Below are 18,762 nucleotides of genomic sequence, written 5' to 3'. Positions count from 1 at the left end.
CGGGTTTCGCGCGGGCCTGTCTTTCTCAGGAAATTCGGAACGTAACATGCCGAGCGTCGATTTCACGCTGCCGCACTGGCTTTATTGGATCGGGCTGATCGTCTTCCCCATCCTTGCCATGATGCTGGCGCGCCGTGCCCAACCCGAAAAACGAACCTATGGTTTGCCGCTGGGCTACCTGATCCTTGTGACCGGCGGGATGCTGGGCCTGCACCGGTTCTACCTGCGCAGTCTTTTGGGGATGGTTTATTTACCTGTGTTTCTGCTGATCCTCTACGCCAATGGCGAGGAGCGTACGGCCCGAAACGAATTTTCCAATGCCATCAACACCGTCCGTCAGGCCGAGCGTACCATTGAACGTGAAACCGGTCGGGTCGCGACAGCCGAATCTGATCTGGACAAGTTGCGCGCCGCCGTTGATGACACACAGGATGGCACAGCCTTGCAAAAAAGGCGTGCAGAACGCGCGCTCAAACGTGCCGAAAAAGCAATTGCAACCGGTGGTGACCGGATAGCAGAGTCCGAAGCGGCACTGACCCAGGCACAGCCAGTCGCGAAAGTAGCCGGGGCCGCGCGGGCCTTCTGGAATTCCGTGGCCCGGTATTCATTCTTTACCATTCTGGCCTTCCTCGCCATTGACGCGCTGATGCTGCCACGGCTGGTCGCCAGCGCACGGGCAAAAGCAGATGCGGAACCGGAAGAACCGGAGATGGAGATCGACGAGGAGACCGCCGCTCGGGCTGCGGAATTGGACCCCAGCGCGCGCAAGGCCGATCATGAATATGCCGAGAACTGGATTGATCGACTGGCGCTGTTTGCAGGTGAATTCGTCAGCTATTGGGCGGTGATCGCGGTCTTTGTCTATTACTACGAGGTGATCGTCCGCTATGTGTTCAACGCGCCGACAAACTGGGCGCATGAATCCATGTATCTGATGTTCGGGATGCAATATCTGATCGCGGGATCATACGCGATGCTGACCGAAAGCCATGTGCGGGTCGATATCTTTTACGCACCGCTGACCAAGCCCCGCAAAGCCTGGGTCGATCTGTTCACCTCAATCTTCTTCTTCATCTTCGCGGGTACGCTGCTGGTGACGTCCTACATCTTTGCGATGGACGCGATTGCAGTTCCGACCGGCAACTCTGTCGTATCGGAATGGGCCCGGGGCAATCTGGGGTTCTTTGAGATGTTCGGCGCACTGACATTCGGCAACTGGACGGACCCGAATGTCAGATGGGGTGAAATCAGCTTTAACGAATGGGAAATACCATTGTGGCCGATGAAATGGATGATGGTGGTCGGTGGGCTGCTGTTGATTTTGCAAGGGGTGTCGAAACTATCCAAAGACATCCGAACGATTGCACGGGGGTACTGACCGATGGGTCTTGATATATCCATCGAGCTGTTGACGCTCGTTATGTTCGGTTCGCTGTTGGTGCTGCTGATGGCAGGTCTGCCGCTGGCCTTTGTCACCGGCGGTCTGGCCTGTGTGTTCCTGTTCGTCCTGGGGGATGAAAGGGCGCTGAATATCGTGCCCAGCCGGATTTTCCCGCTGATGACGAATTATCAGCTATCGGCAATTCCGTTGTTCATCTTCATGGCCGCCATGTTGGAGAGGGCCGGGATCATCAACGACATGTTCGATGTGATCTACAAGGTTCTGGGCGGGTTGAAAGGCGGTCTGGCGGCGGCAACCATTCTGGCCTCGACCGTGCTGGCCGCGATGGTTGGTGTGATTGGCGCGGCGGTGGTGACGATGGGGATTATCGCACTGCCGGCCATGCTGAAACGCGGGTATGATACCAAGATCGCGATGGGCTCGATCATGGCGGGCGGAACGCTGGGCATCCTGATCCCGCCGTCGATCCTGGCCATCATCTATGCGGTGGTCGCCGAACAGTCGGTGGGTGAGCTGTTCATCGGTGCGGTTGTGCCCGGTCTGATGCTGTCGGGGATGTATATCCTTTATGTGGTGGTCCGGTCCTATATCAATCCGCAGCTTGGCCCGCCGATCCCGATGGAGGAACGGATTTCGAACGCCGAGAAAGTCAGGCTGCTGGGCAAGATGTCCGCCCCGATCGTCCTGATCGCCATCGTGCTGGGTGTGATCTTCTCAGGCGTGGCGACACCGGTCGAGGCGGCGGGCATCGGCACCTTTGGCGCTTTCATCGTGGCCGCGATCCACAACAAGCTGGACTGGCCCACCGTGCGCGAGGCTTGTCTGACCACGCTCAAGGCCTCGGCCATGGTGATCTGGATCATGTTCGGTGCCACCATCTTTGTTGGGCTTTATGTTCTGGAAGGCGGTCAGCAATTTGTTCAGGAAACCATGCAGAATGCCGGTCTTGGCCCGTGGGGCATCCTGATCGTGATGCAGATTCTGCTGGTGGTGCTGGGCATGTTCCTGGATTGGGTCGGCATACTGCTGCTGTGCGTGCCGATCTTCGTGCCGATCATCAAGGCGCTGGGGGCGGCGGCCTTCGGGTTTGACGATCCCAACGATCTGGTGCTGTGGTTTGGGGTGCTGTACCTGGTGAACATGCAGATGAGCTTTCTGTCGCCACCCTTCGGCTATGCGCTGTTCTATCTGCGCGGCGTGGCGCCGCCGTCCATTCCCATGACGGATATCTTCAAGGCGGCGCTGCCGTTCCTGTTCCTGCAGATCGTCGGACTGGCTATTTGTATGCTGTTCCCTTGGGTCGTTACCTGGCTGCCAAACCTGGTTTACGGATAAACAGCGGCCCCTCTGGGGGCCGCCACCTCAGCACAGACGCTTTTCGCCCATTGATGGAATTGATTTCAATTCCTCAATCCATATTCTACATCTATGCTAAAGTCTGAACTCAGATCATTCCACGCCGTCGCAACATACCGCGGCTTTTCGGCAGCCGCCGATCAGTTGAACATCAGCCAGCCGACATTGTCGACGCAGGTGAAAGACCTGGAAAACCGATATGATGTTCGGCTGTTCAACCGCGTCGGGCGCGAGGTGCATCTGACCCATGCCGGTCGCGAGTTGCTGACCATCACCTCGCGGTTGCATCAGGCCGAGGTCGATGCCGAAGCTCTGCTGGATTCATTCCGGGGGTTTCACGCCGGTCGGCTCAGCATAGCCGCCGTAGGGCCATTTCATGCCACGGACATGATAGTAGCATTCAAATCCAAATACCCAGCCATCGACCTTGGCGTGTGGTTCGGCAACTCTCAGCAATGTTTCGAACGTATTTTGTCTTATGAAGATGATGTGGCGATTTTGGCTGAAGTCCGGTCAGACCCTCGCGTCACCACCCAGCTTTACAGCACGCATGAGGTGGTCGCCTTTGTGAATTCGGACCATCCGTTTTTCAGCAGGGATTCGATCCTGATCACCGACTTGCACAAACAAAAAGTAGTCCGCCGCGAGGCCGGATCGACCACGCGGTCGGCGATTGAGGCCGAGACCAAAAAACGCGGCATCGAGGTTGAGCCGATCTTGGAACTGGGCAGCAGAGAAGCGATCTGGAAGGCGGTTGAGCAAGGCATCGGCATCGGGTTTGTCGCTGATTTTGAATTTGTCGCCCATCCCAATCTGCGTGCGATTCCCATCAGGGATACCCGCGTCGAAACCAGATACTATCTGGCACATCTCAATGATCGGGCTGATTCCAAACTGGTGCGGTCATTTTGCGAAACCGCGATGGAAACCAGCTTGGGCACCGGTTCAACTTAGCCATAAGGGTTTGCTTTGCCGTCGATAAGTTGACAGCCAGTGGCTTTTCGCCGATCCAGCAACTCTCGCGTTTTAAGTACTTCAGAAACAATTTATGATATTGCGCGTTGCAGGTGAACTTGCTTGCGCACTAACAATTACCAAAGGCTCAATTCGTGAACACCGAAAAACGCATGTGGATGCCACCCCGCCACGAGCTTAGGAAGGTGCGCAATCAAGGCGTGGCCTTTCTAGCACTGGCTTTCCTGTTCAGTGTTTTCGTCAACCTTCTGATGCTGACCGGCCCCCTGTTTATGTTGCAGGTCTATGACCGGGTGCTGGGGTCCCGGGCGGTGGAAACGTTGGCGGCGCTGTTCCTGCTTGTGGCACTGCTGTACGGCCTGATGGCGATGCTGGATTTTGCCCGAGGCCGGATTGTTGCGCGATTTGGGGCAAGGTTCCAGTCACAGCTGGACGAGCGTGTGTTCGAGGCAACCCTGCGCCGGTCTCTGTTCCCGCAAGCCCGGTCAGCCCCGGCAACGGCATTGCGCGATCTTGAAGCCATTCAAAACCTCTGTTCCTCGCCCGTTTTACTGGCCGTGATGGACATCCCTTGGACTCCGGTCTTTCTGGCTGCGATCTTTTTGTTCCACCCTTTGCTGGGGTGGTTGGCCGTCGGGGGCGGAACCCTGCTGATTGTGATCGCTTTGCTGAACCAGGCCCTGACCCACCGCAAGGTCGCAGCGGCGCAGGCGGCATCGGCGCGGGCCAATGCATTTTCGGAACATGCCAGACAGGCCGCCGAGGTGGTCCGCTCGCAAGGTATGCAAGACGACATCATAGAGCGGTGGCAACAGCAGCGGTCCAACGCGTTGCAACAAACGATTGCCGCCAGCGACTGGACCGGCAGCTTTACCTCGCTGACCAAATCGTTGCGGTTGTTTCTACAGTCGGCAATGTTGGCGCTTGGCGCGTTGCTGGTGCTGCGCAATGAAATGACGCCGGGGGCGATGATTGCCGGGTCAATCCTGTTGGGTCGGGCGCTGGCCCCGGTGGAACAGGCCGTTGGCCAATGGGGCATGATCGAACGCGCCCGCACTGCCTGGGCTTCGCTGAACCAGTTTCTGGATGCGACCCCGCCAGAGGCCCCGCGCACCAAACTGCCTGTGCCCGAAGCGCGCCTTACCGCCAAAAGTCTGACGGTTATTCCCCCTGGCGCGACCACACCTACATTGCGCAACGTGGCGCTGCGCCTTGAACCCGGCAAGGCCCTTGGGGTTATCGGGAAAAGTGGGTCGGGAAAGTCGACATTGGCCAAAGCTTTGTTGGGTCTGTGGCATCCAGCGGCAGGCGAAATCCGGTTGGGCGGTGCCACGCTGGACCAATATGATTCAACCGATCTGGGCCAACATATCGGTTATCTGCCGCAAGAGGTCACCCTGTTCAACGGCACAGTGGCAGAGAATATCGCCCGCATGTCCGAAAGCCCCGACCCGGAAGGCGTTGTCGAGGCGGCCAGAAAAGCAAAGGCCCATGATCTTATTCTGACCCTCGAGAAAGGGTATGATACCTTTTTGGAAGGCAATGACAGTCAGCTGTCAGGCGGGCAAAAGCAACGCATCGCCTTGGCGCGCGCGCTGTATGGAAACCCCGTATTGCTGATTCTTGACGAGCCGAACTCGGCACTGGATGCCGAAGGGACCGAGGCGTTGAATGCCGCTGTCAGGGGTCTCAAAGCGACGGGGAAATCCGCGATCATCATGACACACCGCCCACAAGCGATTTCTGAATGCGATGACCTGGCAGTTGTCGAAAAAGGTCAGGTCGTGAAATTCGGCAGCCGCGATGAGGTGTTGGGCACCATGGTGCAAAATGCCAGCGCGATCAAACGAGGCCTTAGCCAGGTGGGCGAATAATGCAGAGTTCAAAAGCCAAAGACTCGCGCCCGGTTTGGCGCATTACAATCCCGGCTCTGGTTGGTTTTGCGGCCCTTGTCATTCTGGTTGGAGGTCTGGGCGTCTGGGCGGTCCAGACCCGTCTGGCCGGCGCAATCATATCGCAAGGAAACATCGAGGTTCAAAGCAACCGGCAGGTGGTTGAACACCTCGATGGTGGTGTAGTCGGCGAGATTTTTGTGCGTGACGGGGATGAAGTTGGAAGCGGGGACTTGCTGGTTCGCCTGGACGATACGTTCCTGTCCTCTGAAAAAACGATCGTTGAATCTCAGCTTTTCGAACTCCTGGCGCGCAGAATCCGGCTTGAGGCCGAACGTGATGGCGTAGCTGCCAACGATCTGCAGGTTCAGTTGGACGACCTTCAAAAGCAGGAAGACATTACGCCGGATTTGATTGCCGGTCAGCAACGTCTGTTTGAGGCCCGACTGGAAACGCTAACCCAACAGACCCAGCAATTGGGCAAACAGCGGGTGCAGATCGAAAGCGAGATCGACGGCACCGAGGCTCAGCTTGTGTCGCTGCGCCGTCAGGTCGAACTGATCAAGGAAGAGTTGGAAGATCAGCAAAGCCTGTACGACCGTGGATTGACCCAGGCCAGTCGCGTGTCGGCCCTGCTGCGCGAAGAAGCCAGCCTGACAGGCGAGATTGGTCGGCTGGAAGCCTCGATCGCACGTCTGAAGGGACAAATCGCGGCCACTGAAATCGAGATCGTGGAATTAACGGCCACACGGCGGGAAGAGGCGATCACAGCACTGCGGGATGCGCAGACTCAGATTTCTGAGCTGGCAGAACGCCGCCTGTCACTGGATGTGCGCCTGTCACGATTGGATATTCGCGCGCCCGTCGCAGGACGGGTCTATGACAGTCAGGTGTTTGCGCTGCAATCTGTCATTCAGCCCGCTGAACCGATGATGTATGTCGTTCCGCAGGACACTCCCTTGCTTGTGGCCGCGCGGGTGGATGCAATCCACGTGGATCAGCTGCACATCGGTCAACCTGTTGCGCTGCGTTTCCCTGCGTTCAATCAAAGGGAAACGCCTGAAATTGACGGCCATGTCATCACTGTTTCGGCTGATACTTTCACGGATGACAACACCGGGCAGACTTTCTATCGCGCCGAAGTCGTACCTGACGAAGGTCAGATCGACCGCTTGAACGGGCAAGCCTTGTTGCCCGGCATGCCGGTTGAGACCATGATCAAGACCGACGAAAGAACACCGCTGTCCTATCTGGTTAAACCGATGGCCGACTATTTCAACCGCGCCTTCCGCGAGTGACCCGGCCATCGCTGTCAGACAGGTTCCAGATTTCCCAGCAGAATTGACGTCATATCTGTGCTGATGACGCCGTCGACCGCCACAACATTCACACCGGTCTCATACGCGACATTGTTTGCGGTGATGCCTGTTAGATCTGCGTCATCGTCCAGAAACATCCATTCCGGTTCGTAGTTTGTCGCCTGCCCGACAGAAACCTTCAGGATCGCCAAAGCGTCCAGTGCATTGACGGACCCGTCCCGTGTGATGTCGGCGGCAATCAGGTTTTCTGGAGATGCAGGCCCCCAGGTCGGGTCCAGCCCGACAGAAATGCGCAAGACCTGCAAAGCGTCCAGTGCCGTAATCTCGGAACTGGCTGTGGAATAGGTTTTGACAATCTCCAGCTCACCCGCGATTGAACCGTCTGGTAGGTCCAGATCAAACCGCCCCTCTTCATCCGTCCTGACGCTGACCGTTCCACCCCCATCAGGAGTGAACAGGATTTCTGCATTCGTCACACCCGGGTTGGCCCCCTCGGAGTTGATGGACACATCCCCCTGCACCCCATCTGAGCTGTCGGGTTTCAATCCGCCAAAATCTCCGAAATCAACGGGTATGTGGTCGGGGCCTCCAAATCCAGCCCCAAAGACTTCGGCGCTGGTTAATGCCCCCCCGGTTGCCGAGGTGATTTCGATCACCTCGTTAAAGAATTCAACCCGCGCCCCTTGCGCTGTCGGGGAAAACGTCAATTGTTCCGGGGTCCGCAACAACAGGTAATCAAACAGGTCCAGCCTGTCAGTACCTGCCTGAAAATCGGTTATCGTTGTTAGGTTACTGCCGTACTTCATGACAAAAATATCTGCACCGGATCCACCGGTCATGGTGGTTGCGCCAGTGCCGGCGATCAGGATGTCGTCACCTGATCCACCCGATAGGGTCGTATCCAGAATACCACCGCTTAGCATGTCGTTTTGCGCAGTCCCGATGACCGACCCAAACCCGTCACGCACAACTCCCAAATCAGCGATTGAAACAGAAAGCTGCGTCAGCCCGGGGTCCTGTTGCGAGCCGGCAAGGATCTGCAATTCATCCCCGACTTGGGCAACGCTAAGCGTTTCGACATTCTGCAACCCGCTGTGAACCGTATCCGCGAAACTATCCAGATGAACCAACTGGCCGTCCGGGGTCAGCGTAAACAGCGTGACCCCGTCATCGCCGCCCCCCGCGACTACAAAGACATGCCCGTTGGCATTGATGACAGCAAGATCCTGTACAGATTCGAACCGCGTGTTCAATGAATCCAGGACATGATCGGTCGGGATCAAACGCCCATCAGCCGTCAGTTTCATAACACTGAGAGAGTTGCTGTCCGCCCCCGCCACAACAACCCAGGACTGACCGTAAGCCTGCACTGTTTCAACAGCGGTCGGCGTTGCGATCCCTAAAGTCTTTAGCGCGCTGCTGTTGTCGACAACGGTCAGCGCGCCTGAACTGTCATCAATCTTGTGGGTGGTAATCCCGTTGGTCGCCGCATCGGCGGCGATTACATAGTGATCCGCTCCGGCCTGCAAGACCTGCATCGAATCGGCCTGCCCTGTTACTGACGCCATCAAGCTCAGCGTTCCGTCACCCTGCACAGAATAGGTTGCGATTTGGCCTGACGCCTCGTGCGCGATGGTCAAAAGATCGCCCGATCCGGTGGACAGCTGAACAAGGGCGGAAATATCCCCGCCCCCTGCCAATGTTCCGGTTTCCTGAAGGGTACCGACCGTTCCGTTCGGGTTCAGCTCATACCCGACCAGACCCGTTGCCGAATTGACGTCCAGAATCAGCTGTTCTTCTCCGGCGAGGGAAACCGGCGTTCCACTGCGACCGACCTGTAATGAGATCGAACCGCTGAAGTATTCAGTATCCTGCAACTGAGGAAGCGCGCCCTCAACCAGTTTCCACACCGCAACACCGCCACCAGGCCCTGTCACGCTGTACAGATACGTGACCCCGTTAAACGTTTTTAAAGCCGTATCGCCGATACCTGAATCGAGCGTTGCGCTCCCCGTTGCAACCACTCCATCGAATTGAAGCATCATATCAAATCACCCTACGCCGCACTTGGCACCCGAAACAGGATGATCCGATGCAAGGTCCGGTACCAAAGCGGGAATGTGGTGAAAACGAGGAGTTCGACATCAGTTTAACTCAATTTTTTCTGGTCCAACCGCATGAGTCACCGAAGGGAAAGACAGATGAACAAAACCTGGCCCCCTCGGGCGGACGCGGAAACCACATGTGAGGGCAAGATGACCAAAGAACCTGATCCAAACTTCACTGCGACTGAAATCCAGCCAGACGCTGACGGTAAACGGAAAATCCGACAGTGGATTGACGGGAAAATGCGCCGCTGGGCCGGGCGCGGTATCGCGGGGGGGCTCGGCTCAACCCTGTTGGCGCTGCCTGTCTTGGCGCAAGCCACGATTGAAGAGCTTTATGAGTTTCAGTTTGCCGAAACAATCCCCGGCGTGCGTTCGGTCAAGCTTTTGAAAAACGGTGATGTTCTTCTAAAACTGGCCGATGGTCGGACAATGATTGTCGCGGCCGAGAACGTTCAGGTGCTTGAGGGCGGTGCGATCATGATCGCCGAAGACGCGGTGTCGGAAATCGCCCAATTCGGCCTTGCGGCAGAAGCAGGGGGCGCTGCGGCTGCCAGCGGTGTCAGCGGTGTCGGCGCAGTCCTGGGCGGCGTCGGCTTGGCCGGAGCTGCGGCCGCAGCAGCGGGCGGCGGTGGAGGTGGCGGCGGAGATGACGGGGAAGCCGCACCGCCACCTGCCCCACCTACCCCACCCGCCCCAACGCCCAGCTACCCCAGCCTCAACCTGGCGGATGCACAAGCCAATGCCCTGAGCAGTACCGAAACAAATGTACTGGTCCCGGATGGCACCGATACAGTCGAGGTTTCCGTTGGTTCACTTATCAAAACGGTGACACCAAACGGCGACGGAACCTGGACCGTTTCACTGACACCAGATGAGGCATCGAACCTTCCTCAGGGCGTTCAAACCGTGACAATCCGCAATCTCGATAGCGATGGTGAAGAACTGACTGTCGAAACTGTCACCTTCAACGTGGACACTATTCCGCCAACCCTGGCGATTTCAGGCCTCTCCGACGGGGCCGTGATGAATGCGGCCGAACAGGCGACCGATCTAACGGTAACTGGCACAACAAACGCGGAAGACGGCCAGACCGTAACAGTCGCGATCAATGGTCAGACATATTCCGGCACGGTCGCTGGCGGGCAGTGGAGCGTCACGGTGCCCGCGTCTGACCTGAACACTTTGGCCGATGGCACAACAATCACGGTCACTGCGGACGTATCGGATCAGGCAGGCAACCCTGCGGCTCAGGTCGACACCTCATTCGACACCGATTTCACCGCACCAACGATTACTATGAACCCAGTATCCAGCGGGTCAATTGGGTTGGCTGATATCGGCAGCGATCTGATCTTGACCGGCACGACCACAGCAACTGACGGGCAGCCCATTTCAGTGGAATTCGGAGGTCAGACTTACACGGGCACAGCCGTTGGCGGTGTCTGGACCGCGACCATCCCAAGCGCAGATCTTGGCGGGTTGACCACGGGGGTTCCAGCCTCATTTACCGCCACTGTCGCTGACCCGGCCGGAAACATCTCTCCTCCGGTCTCAGCATCTGTGCCCGTGGATTTAACCGGCCCATCGGTCTCGGTATCTCCGTTGTCGGTCGGGGCAGTTCTAAACGGGGTCGAAACAAGTTCGAACCTGACGATCACAGGGACCACAGGCAACGTGGAAGATGGTCAGCAGGTGACGATCACTTTGGACGGCCAAACCTACACGGACACGGTCTCGGGCGGCAGTTGGAGCGTGACTGTACCCGCCGTTGATCTGGCAGCGCTGCCAGACGGTGGCAGCTTTACGATAACGGCAGATGTCTCGGACGCCAACGGTCTGCCGGCCCCACAGGCCGACGTGCCGCTGGCAAAAGATGTCACCCCACCCGCCTTGAGCATCGACAGTGTTTCGGGCGGCGCGATTCTGAATGCGGCTGAACAGGGAACGGATCTGAGCATCACAGGTTCGACATCCGCCGAAGATGGGCAGACCGTGACTGTTTCGATGAGCGGCCAAACCTATACCGGAACAGCCATGGGCGGCGCGTGGTCCGTTACCGTACCCGCCGCTGATCTGGCGGGGCTGACCGACGGAGCAACCGTGGCGGTAGCCGCAGATGTTTCCGATGCAGCCGGGAACCCCGCAGTTCAGGCCAGCAACAGTTTTGATACCGACTTCACAGCCCCATCTGCGTCCATCACCGGCTTGTCCGATGGCGCAGTGATGAATGCGGCCGAACAAGGCACAGACCTGATTGTAACCGGCACAACCGACGCGCCGGACGGTACGACAGTGTCCGTAGAAATCGTCAGGCCGGATGGCACGGTCGACGTTACCGGCACCGCGACAGCAAGTGGCGGAACCTGGAGCTATACCGCGCCTGCCTCGGCTCTGAGCGGGCTACAGGATGGGCTTTCTTATGATGTGAACGCATCGGTGCCTGACCTGGCAGGAAACATCACCACCGAGACCTCAAGCTTTGACACTGATTTCACCGCCCCCTCGGTCACGCTTAATCCTTTGTCCGTCGGTAACGAGCTGGATGTGGTCGAACAAAGCGCTAATCTGATCATTTCGGGGACGACAACCGCAGATGACGGGCAAATCGTTTCCGTCACGTTGAACGGCCAAACCTATACGGGCGCTGCATCCGGGGGAACCTGGTCTGCAACTGTCCCGTCAGGTGATCTTGCTGTCCTGGCTGACAGCACGGGTTTTCCGATATCCGCCACGGTCAGCGATGCAGCAGGGAATGCATCAAACCCGGCCACGACCACATTGACAACGGACTTGCGACCGATCCTCAACATGAACGCGGTCGGGGCCAACAACGCTGTCTCACTGGCCGATGCTCAAAGTTCAGGCGTGAGCGTATCGGGTAATTCGGTTGGGCTTGCCCCGGGCCAAACTGTGGATGTGACACTGAACAATGTATCCGTTGGCGTGGCAAACGTAGGCGCGGATGGCACTTGGTCTCTGTCTGTTCCAGCTTCGGAGTTTTCGGGTATCAATGCCGGCGGAGATCTGAATTTCTCGGCGCAAGCCACTGTCGCGGGCGGGCGGGATCCTGAGCCCGCAACTGACGAAAACGCCGCGCATGTACCCTCTGCCTATACCATTGCACAGACAGGCAGCAGCGGATCGACCGTAACCTTTGCGGTTTTTGCCGATCCAGATCGGGATATTTCAAGCGGGCTCAACATGAATTTGGATTTGGGTTTTGACCCATCCGTCGCCACCTTCGACCTCCCATCCGTGGTGAAAAATGGCGAATTGGGGCTGTTTCTGACCAACCCCGTCGGTGGATCGGTGATCAGGTTTGGCGCGATAACAACCTCGTTTTCGGACCTGGACCAGCCTTTGATGACCTTTACCATGACCCTCCAGGACCCCACCAAGCCGATCGAGCTGACATTAACGACACCGGACGGCGGGCCGGCTGTCTTCCAGCTTGGAACCAACGGTAACGATACGCTGGTCGCCACCAACGTGGACAACATCATCCGCGGCCAGGACGGCGACGATACCATCGACGTGTCAGAGGCCGGGCGGGACGTTGTTGTATTCGAAGCGGACCCGACCGCAAACGGGGTCGATACAATCACCGGCTTCACAGTCGGTCCTGCCGCAGATGTGACAGATGCGCTGATGTTCAGCGGATTGAATGTCGCAACATTGCGTGGCGACGGAACGGGCTTTGAAACACTGACCATCGGCGACGCAATTGGGTCAGATACCGGGATCGTCGGGCTAACAACAGTGCTGAGTGACCTTTCAGCCGGAACAATCGAAACCGCTGTTGAAAGCCTCACCGGGGTGCAGGCAGGCGACGAGATCTATGTGATGGCGACCGACGGGTCGAACAGCGTTCTGGTCAAGGTCGACTATTCCGCGTCGAATGCAGCGGCGGTTGAAACCGTTGCCCAGTTCACTGGCCTGAACGATCTGAGCGGCCTGACCGCGGATAACATCCTGCATACCGATCCGACCGGGGCGTCCGCCTGATCACATCTTTGGCTGCCAGTCATCTGGTTGGCAGCCCCCTTAACAGCTTGGGAAAAACAATGGCACAGAATGGCCTGTTTCCAGTAACTTACACCCGTCACCAGCATCGGTATTGGAGGCGATTCACCTCATTCGAATTTGCGGCGGACCGCGCTGAGTGCGCCGTGGTCATGCCTGAGATTCTGCAAATCGCCGCCGCCTTTCCCATTGTGTTCAAAACCTCTGAGAGAGGTATAGAGCCGCTGGCCTTATTATCCCTGCCACCCCATACGCGCACCCCTTTTGTATCGCAGGACGGGCGCTGGTTGGCAGCTTACATTCCATCGGCATTACGCTGCCACCCGTTCCGCGCTGAAGGTGTAAGCCCGCAAAGCCTGAAGCAGATCCGCCAGTTCGTGCTCTGCGTTGATGAGACATCAGAACTTGTAACAAGTAACCCGGATGATCAGGCTTTTTTTGACGAAAGCGGCAGGCTGTCGCCAGAACTACAAGAGGTTCAGATATTTCTGCAGGCCCGCCAGTCCGCAATCGAAACCACCGCCCATCTCTGCCAGACATTGGACGCATTGGGTCTATTTGAACCTATCGAACAACACGCTGGGGTGGATTTGCCTCCAGGTGCGCTTGGAATTGCGCCATTGCGGCTACAAAGGCTTTCCCAACCTGAAAAGGTCATTCTGGTCGACAGCGGAGCGTTCCAGTTGATCCACGCCCATCAAATTTCGCTTACTCATTGCGCATGGTTAACACGCGCGCAACAGCAGCTGGCACAGCAGGTATTTCCGGAAAAATACACCGAAAATTCAGACATTTCCGGTTTTCTTTATGCCGTAGCTAACGCGCAGAATGACGTTTTTTTCAGAACCAACGAGGTGTGAAACACCTATGCTAATACTCAACCGCACTTCCATCGCCGTAACCCTGTTCTTATTCGCAGCCGTGTTGTCGGCCTGCGCACCTCCGCCCGATTTGGCCGGGGTAGAGGCATCCTTTTCCAAAGGCTCTGTGGGTGCCGGTGCAAATGCCCCTTCCCCCCGACTGACACAAAGCCGATTTGGACAGCTGGTACGCAGTGCTGTCGAAACCAGCCCCAATGTGGCCCAAAGTGCTACGAGGCTTGAGGCAGCTGCCGCCAATGAAGACGCCGCGAAAGGTGCATTTCTTCCGCGGGTTTCTGTTGGAATGAATGCCCGATCAAAGCGTGTACAGTCGAACATTGCAAACGTCACACCCTATGTACGCATATCTCAGCTGGTCTATGATGGCGGGGCTGCATCAGGTGATTTGGCTGCCGCCAAGGCGCAGGTTCTGGAAAGTCGTGGTACTCAGTTGCAAGTCGCCGCTGCAACAGCGCTTTCAGCAATCGAAGCTTATGTCGTGGTGCTGGACAGGCGAAAGATTTTGGATATCTCATCCCGCAATGTCGCGGTACATGAGGAGTTGGTACGCCAAATCACCGAGCGTTCGGCGCAGGGTGTCGGCTCGAACGCGGATGTTTTGACTGCTCGATCCCGTATGGCGGATGCCCGTACGCGGCTTGCAGATGCCAAAGCGCGCCTGGATCGTGCGGATGCGCGGTTCCGTGAATTCTTTGACGAAGCACCCAATGCGTTACCTGCGCCTGTCAAAGCGCCAAAACTATCCCGAACGGACGCTCAGATCGTGATGGACAGCCCGCAGGTTCGCAGGGCCGACGCCGCTTTGCTGTCGGCAAGGGCCGCGCAAACAGCTGCCATTGCACGACGCCAGCCCGACGTTCACATAGCGGCATTCGCTGATCGGGATGACAGCAATGACGCCAACTTCGGCGTCGACCTGTCATTCAACTATGAATTGGACAGTACCGGACAGCGTCGCGCGTCAATCGCTGCCGCCGAGGCCCAGGTCAAGGAAGCTGAATTCGTCCGCGAGGCGCTGATCCGGGAAATTCGCCGCGAGTTGGAATTCGTCCGATCCGATCAGCAAGCCGGTGCCGAGCGTTTACAGGCAGCCCGGATCGCTGTTCAAGCCAATGCCGACAGTGTTGCCGCAGCCCGCGCGCAATTCACTATCGGTCGGCGCAGCCTGATCGAAATCCTGGATTCGCAAAGGGACTACGTGAATGCACAGGAAAGGTTAATCCTGGCCGAACAGAGTTTCTTTCTGACCAATTACGCAGCGCTGAGCCTGACTGGTGACATCCTGGATCTGCTTGGAATTTCAACGGTCAAATGGGGATCGAACCTATGACGGAATTCAAGCCTGTTCAGATAGCACCGGATATCACAGCTATTGAGGCTTGCATTCTGCACGTCTCAGCCCATCTGGACCGCCCGGTCACTTTGGCTGCCCTGCACGCAGCTCAATCCGGGTCGAGGTCGGGTCTTACCATTCGCGATGCGATCGAAGTAACGCAAAACGCTGGAATACAAGCTGGGTACGGTAAACACAGTCTCTCAGGATTTGACAGCGCGCTGGCACCTGCGCTTTTGTTATTGGCAGAGGGCAAAGCCGTCGTTTTCCACGGGCGTACGCAGGACGGCACGCTTTTGATATTTGACCCGGAACTTGGGGACAATATCGGTGAGATTTCCGCAGAAAAGTTGCACATGGCTTATACGGGCTATGCCATTTTGTTTCGGCGCGATCACCGGGAAGATGTCTCGGACAGGGATGTGAAATCGGGCGGGCACTGGTTCTGGTCAGCGATGGCAGCGAACCGGTGGTCATATATACAAGTGGCCCTTGCTGCGTCTCTTGCCAATGTTCTGGGGCTCTCGACGTCCATTTTCATCATGGTTGTTTATGATCGGGTGCTGCCGAACGAGGCAACGGAATCTCTGATCGCCCTGACCGCGGGTGTCGCTCTCGCGCTTGTCTTCGACTTTGTTCTCAAGTTGTTGCGTGCCAGTTTCATTGACCGCGCCGGACAGAAGGCCGACATGTTCATGGGTCGGCGCGTCTTTGACCAGCTGCTGAACATCCGGATGAAATCACGAACCGGATCGACAGGCGCCATGACCAGCACAGTTCGTGAATTCGAAACTCTGCGAGAATTCTTTACCTCTGCAACGCTTGTCGCGGTGGTCGATCTTCCTTTTATCGCCTTGTTTATCTTTGTGATTCATTTGGTGGGTGGCCCGCTTGCCCTCATCCCCGCCCTTGCGGTCCCGGTTGTTCTGCTTACTGGTTTGGCGATACAGCCGGTGCTTTCGCGGTTGGCCGAGAAAAGCTTTTCGGACGGCCAGTCAAAGCAATCGGTGCTGGTCGAAACCGTCTCGGGCCTTGAGACAATCAAAACCACGGCGGCGGCCAGGTCCATGCGAAAGCGTTGGGAAAGCGCGATAGAGCGCCAGTCCTTGCACGGCACGCGCAGCCGGACTGTGACGCAGTTTGCCCTGAATCTAACGGGATTCACGCAGCAAGCAGCCCAGGTATTGATCGTTTTCTATGGCGTTTTTCTGATCACGGACGGTCAGGCTAGCATGGGCGCCCTAGTGGCTTCGGTCATGTTGACCGGACGGGCCCTGGCACCTTTGGGGCAGCTTGCGCAAACCTTGACCCGGGTCAATCAAGCGCGGAGTGCTTATCGGAATCTGGATGCGCTGATGCAAGCGGAAAGCGAGCGTCCCAAAGGGAAAACCTGGATCAGCCGGCGCAGCTTTGAGGGACGCATTGCCTTTAAAGATGTGCAATTTGCCTATCCGGGCCAAGCAGAGGACACTCTGGCAGGGGTCACATTTACAATTGAGCCGGGTGAAAAGGTTGCAATCCTGGGACCGATCGGATCCGGGAAAAGTACAATTTCCCGTCTCTTGCTGGGGCTTTACGAACCTCGGGCGGGCTCGGTCATGTTGGACGGTGTCGACATCCGCCAGATTGATCCTGGTGATCTACGCCGAAACATTGGTTCGGTTTTGCAGGATATCTGGCTATTTTCCGGCACAATTCGCGAAAACATCTTCAGCGGTGCCGTCAGGCCCCGTGATGAGGATCTGATCCACTCGGGCCGGGTATCCGGGGTTGAGGATTTTGTGGCGCGGCATCCCCATGGATATGACCTGATGCTGGCAGAACGGGGCGAGGGTCTTTCCGGTGGTCAACGGCAGGCCATCGCAATGGCCAGAGCTTTGATTGGACGCCCCCCGATATTGCTGATGGACGAACCGACCAGTGCGATGGATGTCAAAACAGAGGCCGAAGTTATCCGCCGTCTGAAAGCGGCGACCCAGGACACGACGGTGGTAATCGTGACACATAGAACCAGTTTGTTGGAGCTTGTCGACCGGGTGATCGTAATCGAAGGCGGGCGGATCGGAGCAGACGGTCCGAAACACATTCTCACCCAACATGTCCGAAAAGCAGGGAGGCATCTGAATGTCGCGACATCCTGACCTTGCCCAACTTGCACGTGAAATGCGTGGCCGGTCTCCGCTACGGGGCTCCTTGCTGTTGTTGGTGATCGGTTCCTGTCTGGTTGCCATGGGATTTTGGGCGCACTGGGCCGAATTGGACGATGTGACGCGGGTCGATGGGCGAATTGTTCCGTCAGCGGACGTGCAGGTGATCGAAGCAACCGAACCAGGTGTTCTGCAATCCCTGAACATTCGCGAAGGACAGGTGGTCGACAAAGGTATGTTGCTGATGGAGTTCGATACAACTCAGATCGAAAGCCAGCTGAGTCAGGAGCGCCAGCGCGCCTTTGGTCTGATGGCCCGCGTCCAACGTTTGCAGGCTGAAATAGATGGCACCGAACTGGGGTTCTCGCAGGTTCTGATCGAAGGAGCCCCCGAAGTCGTAAGATCGGAAACAGCGCTGTACCAAGGTCGGCAATCAGAGCTGCAGGCTGAAATAGCGATCCTTGAAAATCAGCGGCAACAACGGCATCGGGAATATGAAGAGGGTCTTGTTGATCGGGTGACGGCCAACCAAACATTGGGCTTGCTGGCCGAAGAACGTGCCCTGATGGAACCGCTGGTTGAAAAAAGGATGGAACCTGCGACGACACTATTGACCCTTCGCCGCAGTGAAGCCGAATGGACTGGTCGCAAGACCCGGGCGGAAGCGGTGACGAGCAGGTTGAAAACCGGTCTGGAGGAGATAGACGATCGGATCCGCGCTACTCGCAGCCGGTTTCGCAGCGCAGCTTTGACCGACTTGGCCCTGGCAACAAGCGAACTTGCAGCGCTTCAACCGGTGTTGCCCGCATTGCAGGACCGCGCGGACCGGGCCCAAATCAAATCCCCGGTCCGCGGTATCGTAAACCGCATTCATCGCACAACTATCGGGGGGATGGCGCACAGTGGCGAAGAGCTGATTGAAATCGTCCCGCTGAACGACACGCTGCTTGTCGAGGCATATGTGCGACCAGACGACATCGCATTTCTGTATGCGGGCCAATCGGTCAAGGTTAAGATAACTGCCTATGACTTCGCTCGATATGGCGCTTTGAGCGGGCAGATCACACGCATCGGCGCAGACACGATCACCCGGTCAGAACGAAACGATGAAGAAGTGTTCGTGGTTGAGATTGAAACCAGTAACTCGATGCTGGATGCCGATGGCTTGGCGGTTGAAATTATCCCCGGCATGATTGCCGAGGTCGACATTTTGTCTGGCCGAAAAACGGTTTTGGAATATTTGCTTCAACCCGTGGCGAAAATCAAAGACAGAGCTTTGCGAGAGTGAACACCCATCCGACCGGCTTGCCTGTTCACATCGGGCAA

General features: G+C 57.1%; 11 protein-coding genes. 10 read left to right on the top strand and 1 reads right to left on the bottom strand.

Annotated features, from left to right (window positions below):
• Window positions 1–46 precede the first annotated feature (46 nt).
• From JT51_RS12035 to JT51_RS12015, 5 genes are all read left to right on the top strand, one after another.
• Window positions 47–1,378, top strand: coding sequence for a TRAP transporter small permease subunit (locus tag JT51_RS12035; protein ID WP_037312807.1), 1,332 nt, complete (start codon window positions 47–49; stop codon window positions 1,376–1,378).
• Between the two features lie 3 nt (window positions 1,379–1,381).
• Window positions 1,382–2,737 (top strand): TRAP transporter large permease, encoded by a 1,356-nt coding sequence (locus JT51_RS12030; RefSeq protein WP_037312804.1) that lies wholly within the window; start codon window positions 1,382–1,384, stop codon window positions 2,735–2,737.
• 93 nt (window positions 2,738–2,830) lie between these two features.
• Window positions 2,831–3,712 carry a LysR substrate-binding domain-containing protein gene (locus JT51_RS12025; protein ID WP_037312801.1) on the top strand — a complete coding sequence of 294 codons (882 nt, stop codon included), beginning with the start codon at window positions 2,831–2,833 and terminating at the stop codon, window positions 3,710–3,712.
• 173 nt (window positions 3,713–3,885) lie between these two features.
• Window positions 3,886–5,607 (top strand): type I secretion system permease/ATPase, encoded by a 1,722-nt coding sequence (locus JT51_RS12020; protein WP_152563365.1) that lies wholly within the window; start codon window positions 3,886–3,888, stop codon window positions 5,605–5,607.
• Complete coding sequence (locus JT51_RS12015) at window positions 5,607–6,923, top strand: HlyD family type I secretion periplasmic adaptor subunit (protein WP_037312798.1); 1,317 nt, start codon at window positions 5,607–5,609, stop codon at window positions 6,921–6,923. The genes JT51_RS12020 and JT51_RS12015 overlap by 1 nt, the downstream gene beginning before the upstream one ends.
• 14 nt (window positions 6,924–6,937) lie before the next feature.
• On the opposite strand, the gene JT51_RS12010 is transcribed toward JT51_RS12015, so the two are convergent.
• Complete coding sequence (locus tag JT51_RS12010; RefSeq protein ID WP_037312796.1) at window positions 6,938–8,989, bottom strand: dockerin type I domain-containing protein; 2,052 nt, start codon at window positions 8,987–8,989, stop codon at window positions 6,938–6,940.
• Between the two features lie 156 nt (window positions 8,990–9,145).
• Between JT51_RS12010 and JT51_RS12005 the strand changes: the two genes are divergently transcribed.
• From JT51_RS12005 to JT51_RS11985, 5 genes are read left to right on the top strand one after another with little or no spacing between them, the layout of a single operon-like run.
• On the top strand, window positions 9,146–13,057 hold the full coding sequence (locus JT51_RS12005) for an Ig-like domain-containing protein (RefSeq protein WP_235216171.1): 3,912 nt from the start codon (window positions 9,146–9,148) through the stop codon (window positions 13,055–13,057).
• A gap of 59 nt (window positions 13,058–13,116) precedes the next feature.
• Window positions 13,117–13,935, top strand: coding sequence for a SapC family protein (locus JT51_RS12000; RefSeq protein ID WP_081894672.1), 819 nt, complete (start codon window positions 13,117–13,119; stop codon window positions 13,933–13,935).
• Window positions 13,936–13,942: 7 nt separating this feature from the next.
• The gene (locus tag JT51_RS11995; protein WP_160175184.1) at window positions 13,943–15,286 is read left to right on the top strand and encodes a TolC family protein; all 1,344 of its coding nucleotides are present in this window, start codon (window positions 13,943–13,945) and stop codon (window positions 15,284–15,286) included.
• On the top strand, window positions 15,283–17,430 hold the full coding sequence (locus JT51_RS11990; RefSeq protein ID WP_051927524.1) for a type I secretion system permease/ATPase: 2,148 nt from the start codon (window positions 15,283–15,285) through the stop codon (window positions 17,428–17,430). Before JT51_RS11995 ends, JT51_RS11990 begins: the two co-directional genes overlap by 4 nt.
• Entirely contained in the window at window positions 17,414–18,724 is a 1,311-nt protein-coding gene (locus JT51_RS11985; protein ID WP_037312790.1) for an HlyD family type I secretion periplasmic adaptor subunit, read from the top strand. The genes JT51_RS11990 and JT51_RS11985 overlap by 17 nt, the downstream gene beginning before the upstream one ends.
• Window positions 18,725–18,762: the final 38 nt, after the last annotated feature.

The sequence above is a fragment of the Ruegeria halocynthiae genome (assembly GCF_000743705.1).
In the GTDB taxonomy this organism is placed as follows: domain Bacteria; phylum Pseudomonadota; class Alphaproteobacteria; order Rhodobacterales; family Rhodobacteraceae; genus Ruegeria; species Ruegeria halocynthiae_B.
This window is presented reverse-complemented; position numbering and strand designations above follow the sequence as displayed.

Excerpts from the sequence above, each read along its gene's own strand:
- JT51_RS12015 (WP_037312798.1), top strand. The coding sequence starts at position 5,607 with ATGCAGAGTTCAAAAGCCAAAGACTCGCGCCCGGTTTGGCGCATTACA.
- JT51_RS12035 (WP_037312807.1), top strand. The coding sequence starts at position 47 with ATGCCGAGCGTCGATTTCACGCTGCCGCACTGGCTTTATTGGATCGGG.
- JT51_RS12010 (WP_037312796.1), bottom strand. The coding sequence starts at position 8,989 with ATGATGCTTCAATTCGATGGAGTGGTTGCAACGGGGAGCGCAACGCTC.
- JT51_RS11990 (WP_051927524.1), top strand. The coding sequence starts at position 15,283 with ATGACGGAATTCAAGCCTGTTCAGATAGCACCGGATATCACAGCTATT.
- JT51_RS12030 (WP_037312804.1), top strand. The coding sequence starts at position 1,382 with ATGGGTCTTGATATATCCATCGAGCTGTTGACGCTCGTTATGTTCGGT.
- JT51_RS12000 (WP_081894672.1), top strand. The coding sequence starts at position 13,117 with ATGGCACAGAATGGCCTGTTTCCAGTAACTTACACCCGTCACCAGCAT.
- JT51_RS11985 (WP_037312790.1), top strand. The coding sequence starts at position 17,414 with ATGTCGCGACATCCTGACCTTGCCCAACTTGCACGTGAAATGCGTGGC.
- JT51_RS11995 (WP_160175184.1), top strand. The coding sequence starts at position 13,943 with ATGCTAATACTCAACCGCACTTCCATCGCCGTAACCCTGTTCTTATTC.
- JT51_RS12025 (WP_037312801.1), top strand. The coding sequence starts at position 2,831 with ATGCTAAAGTCTGAACTCAGATCATTCCACGCCGTCGCAACATACCGC.
- JT51_RS12020 (WP_152563365.1), top strand. The coding sequence starts at position 3,886 with ATGTGGATGCCACCCCGCCACGAGCTTAGGAAGGTGCGCAATCAAGGC.
- JT51_RS12005 (WP_235216171.1), top strand. The coding sequence starts at position 9,146 with ATGAACAAAACCTGGCCCCCTCGGGCGGACGCGGAAACCACATGTGAG.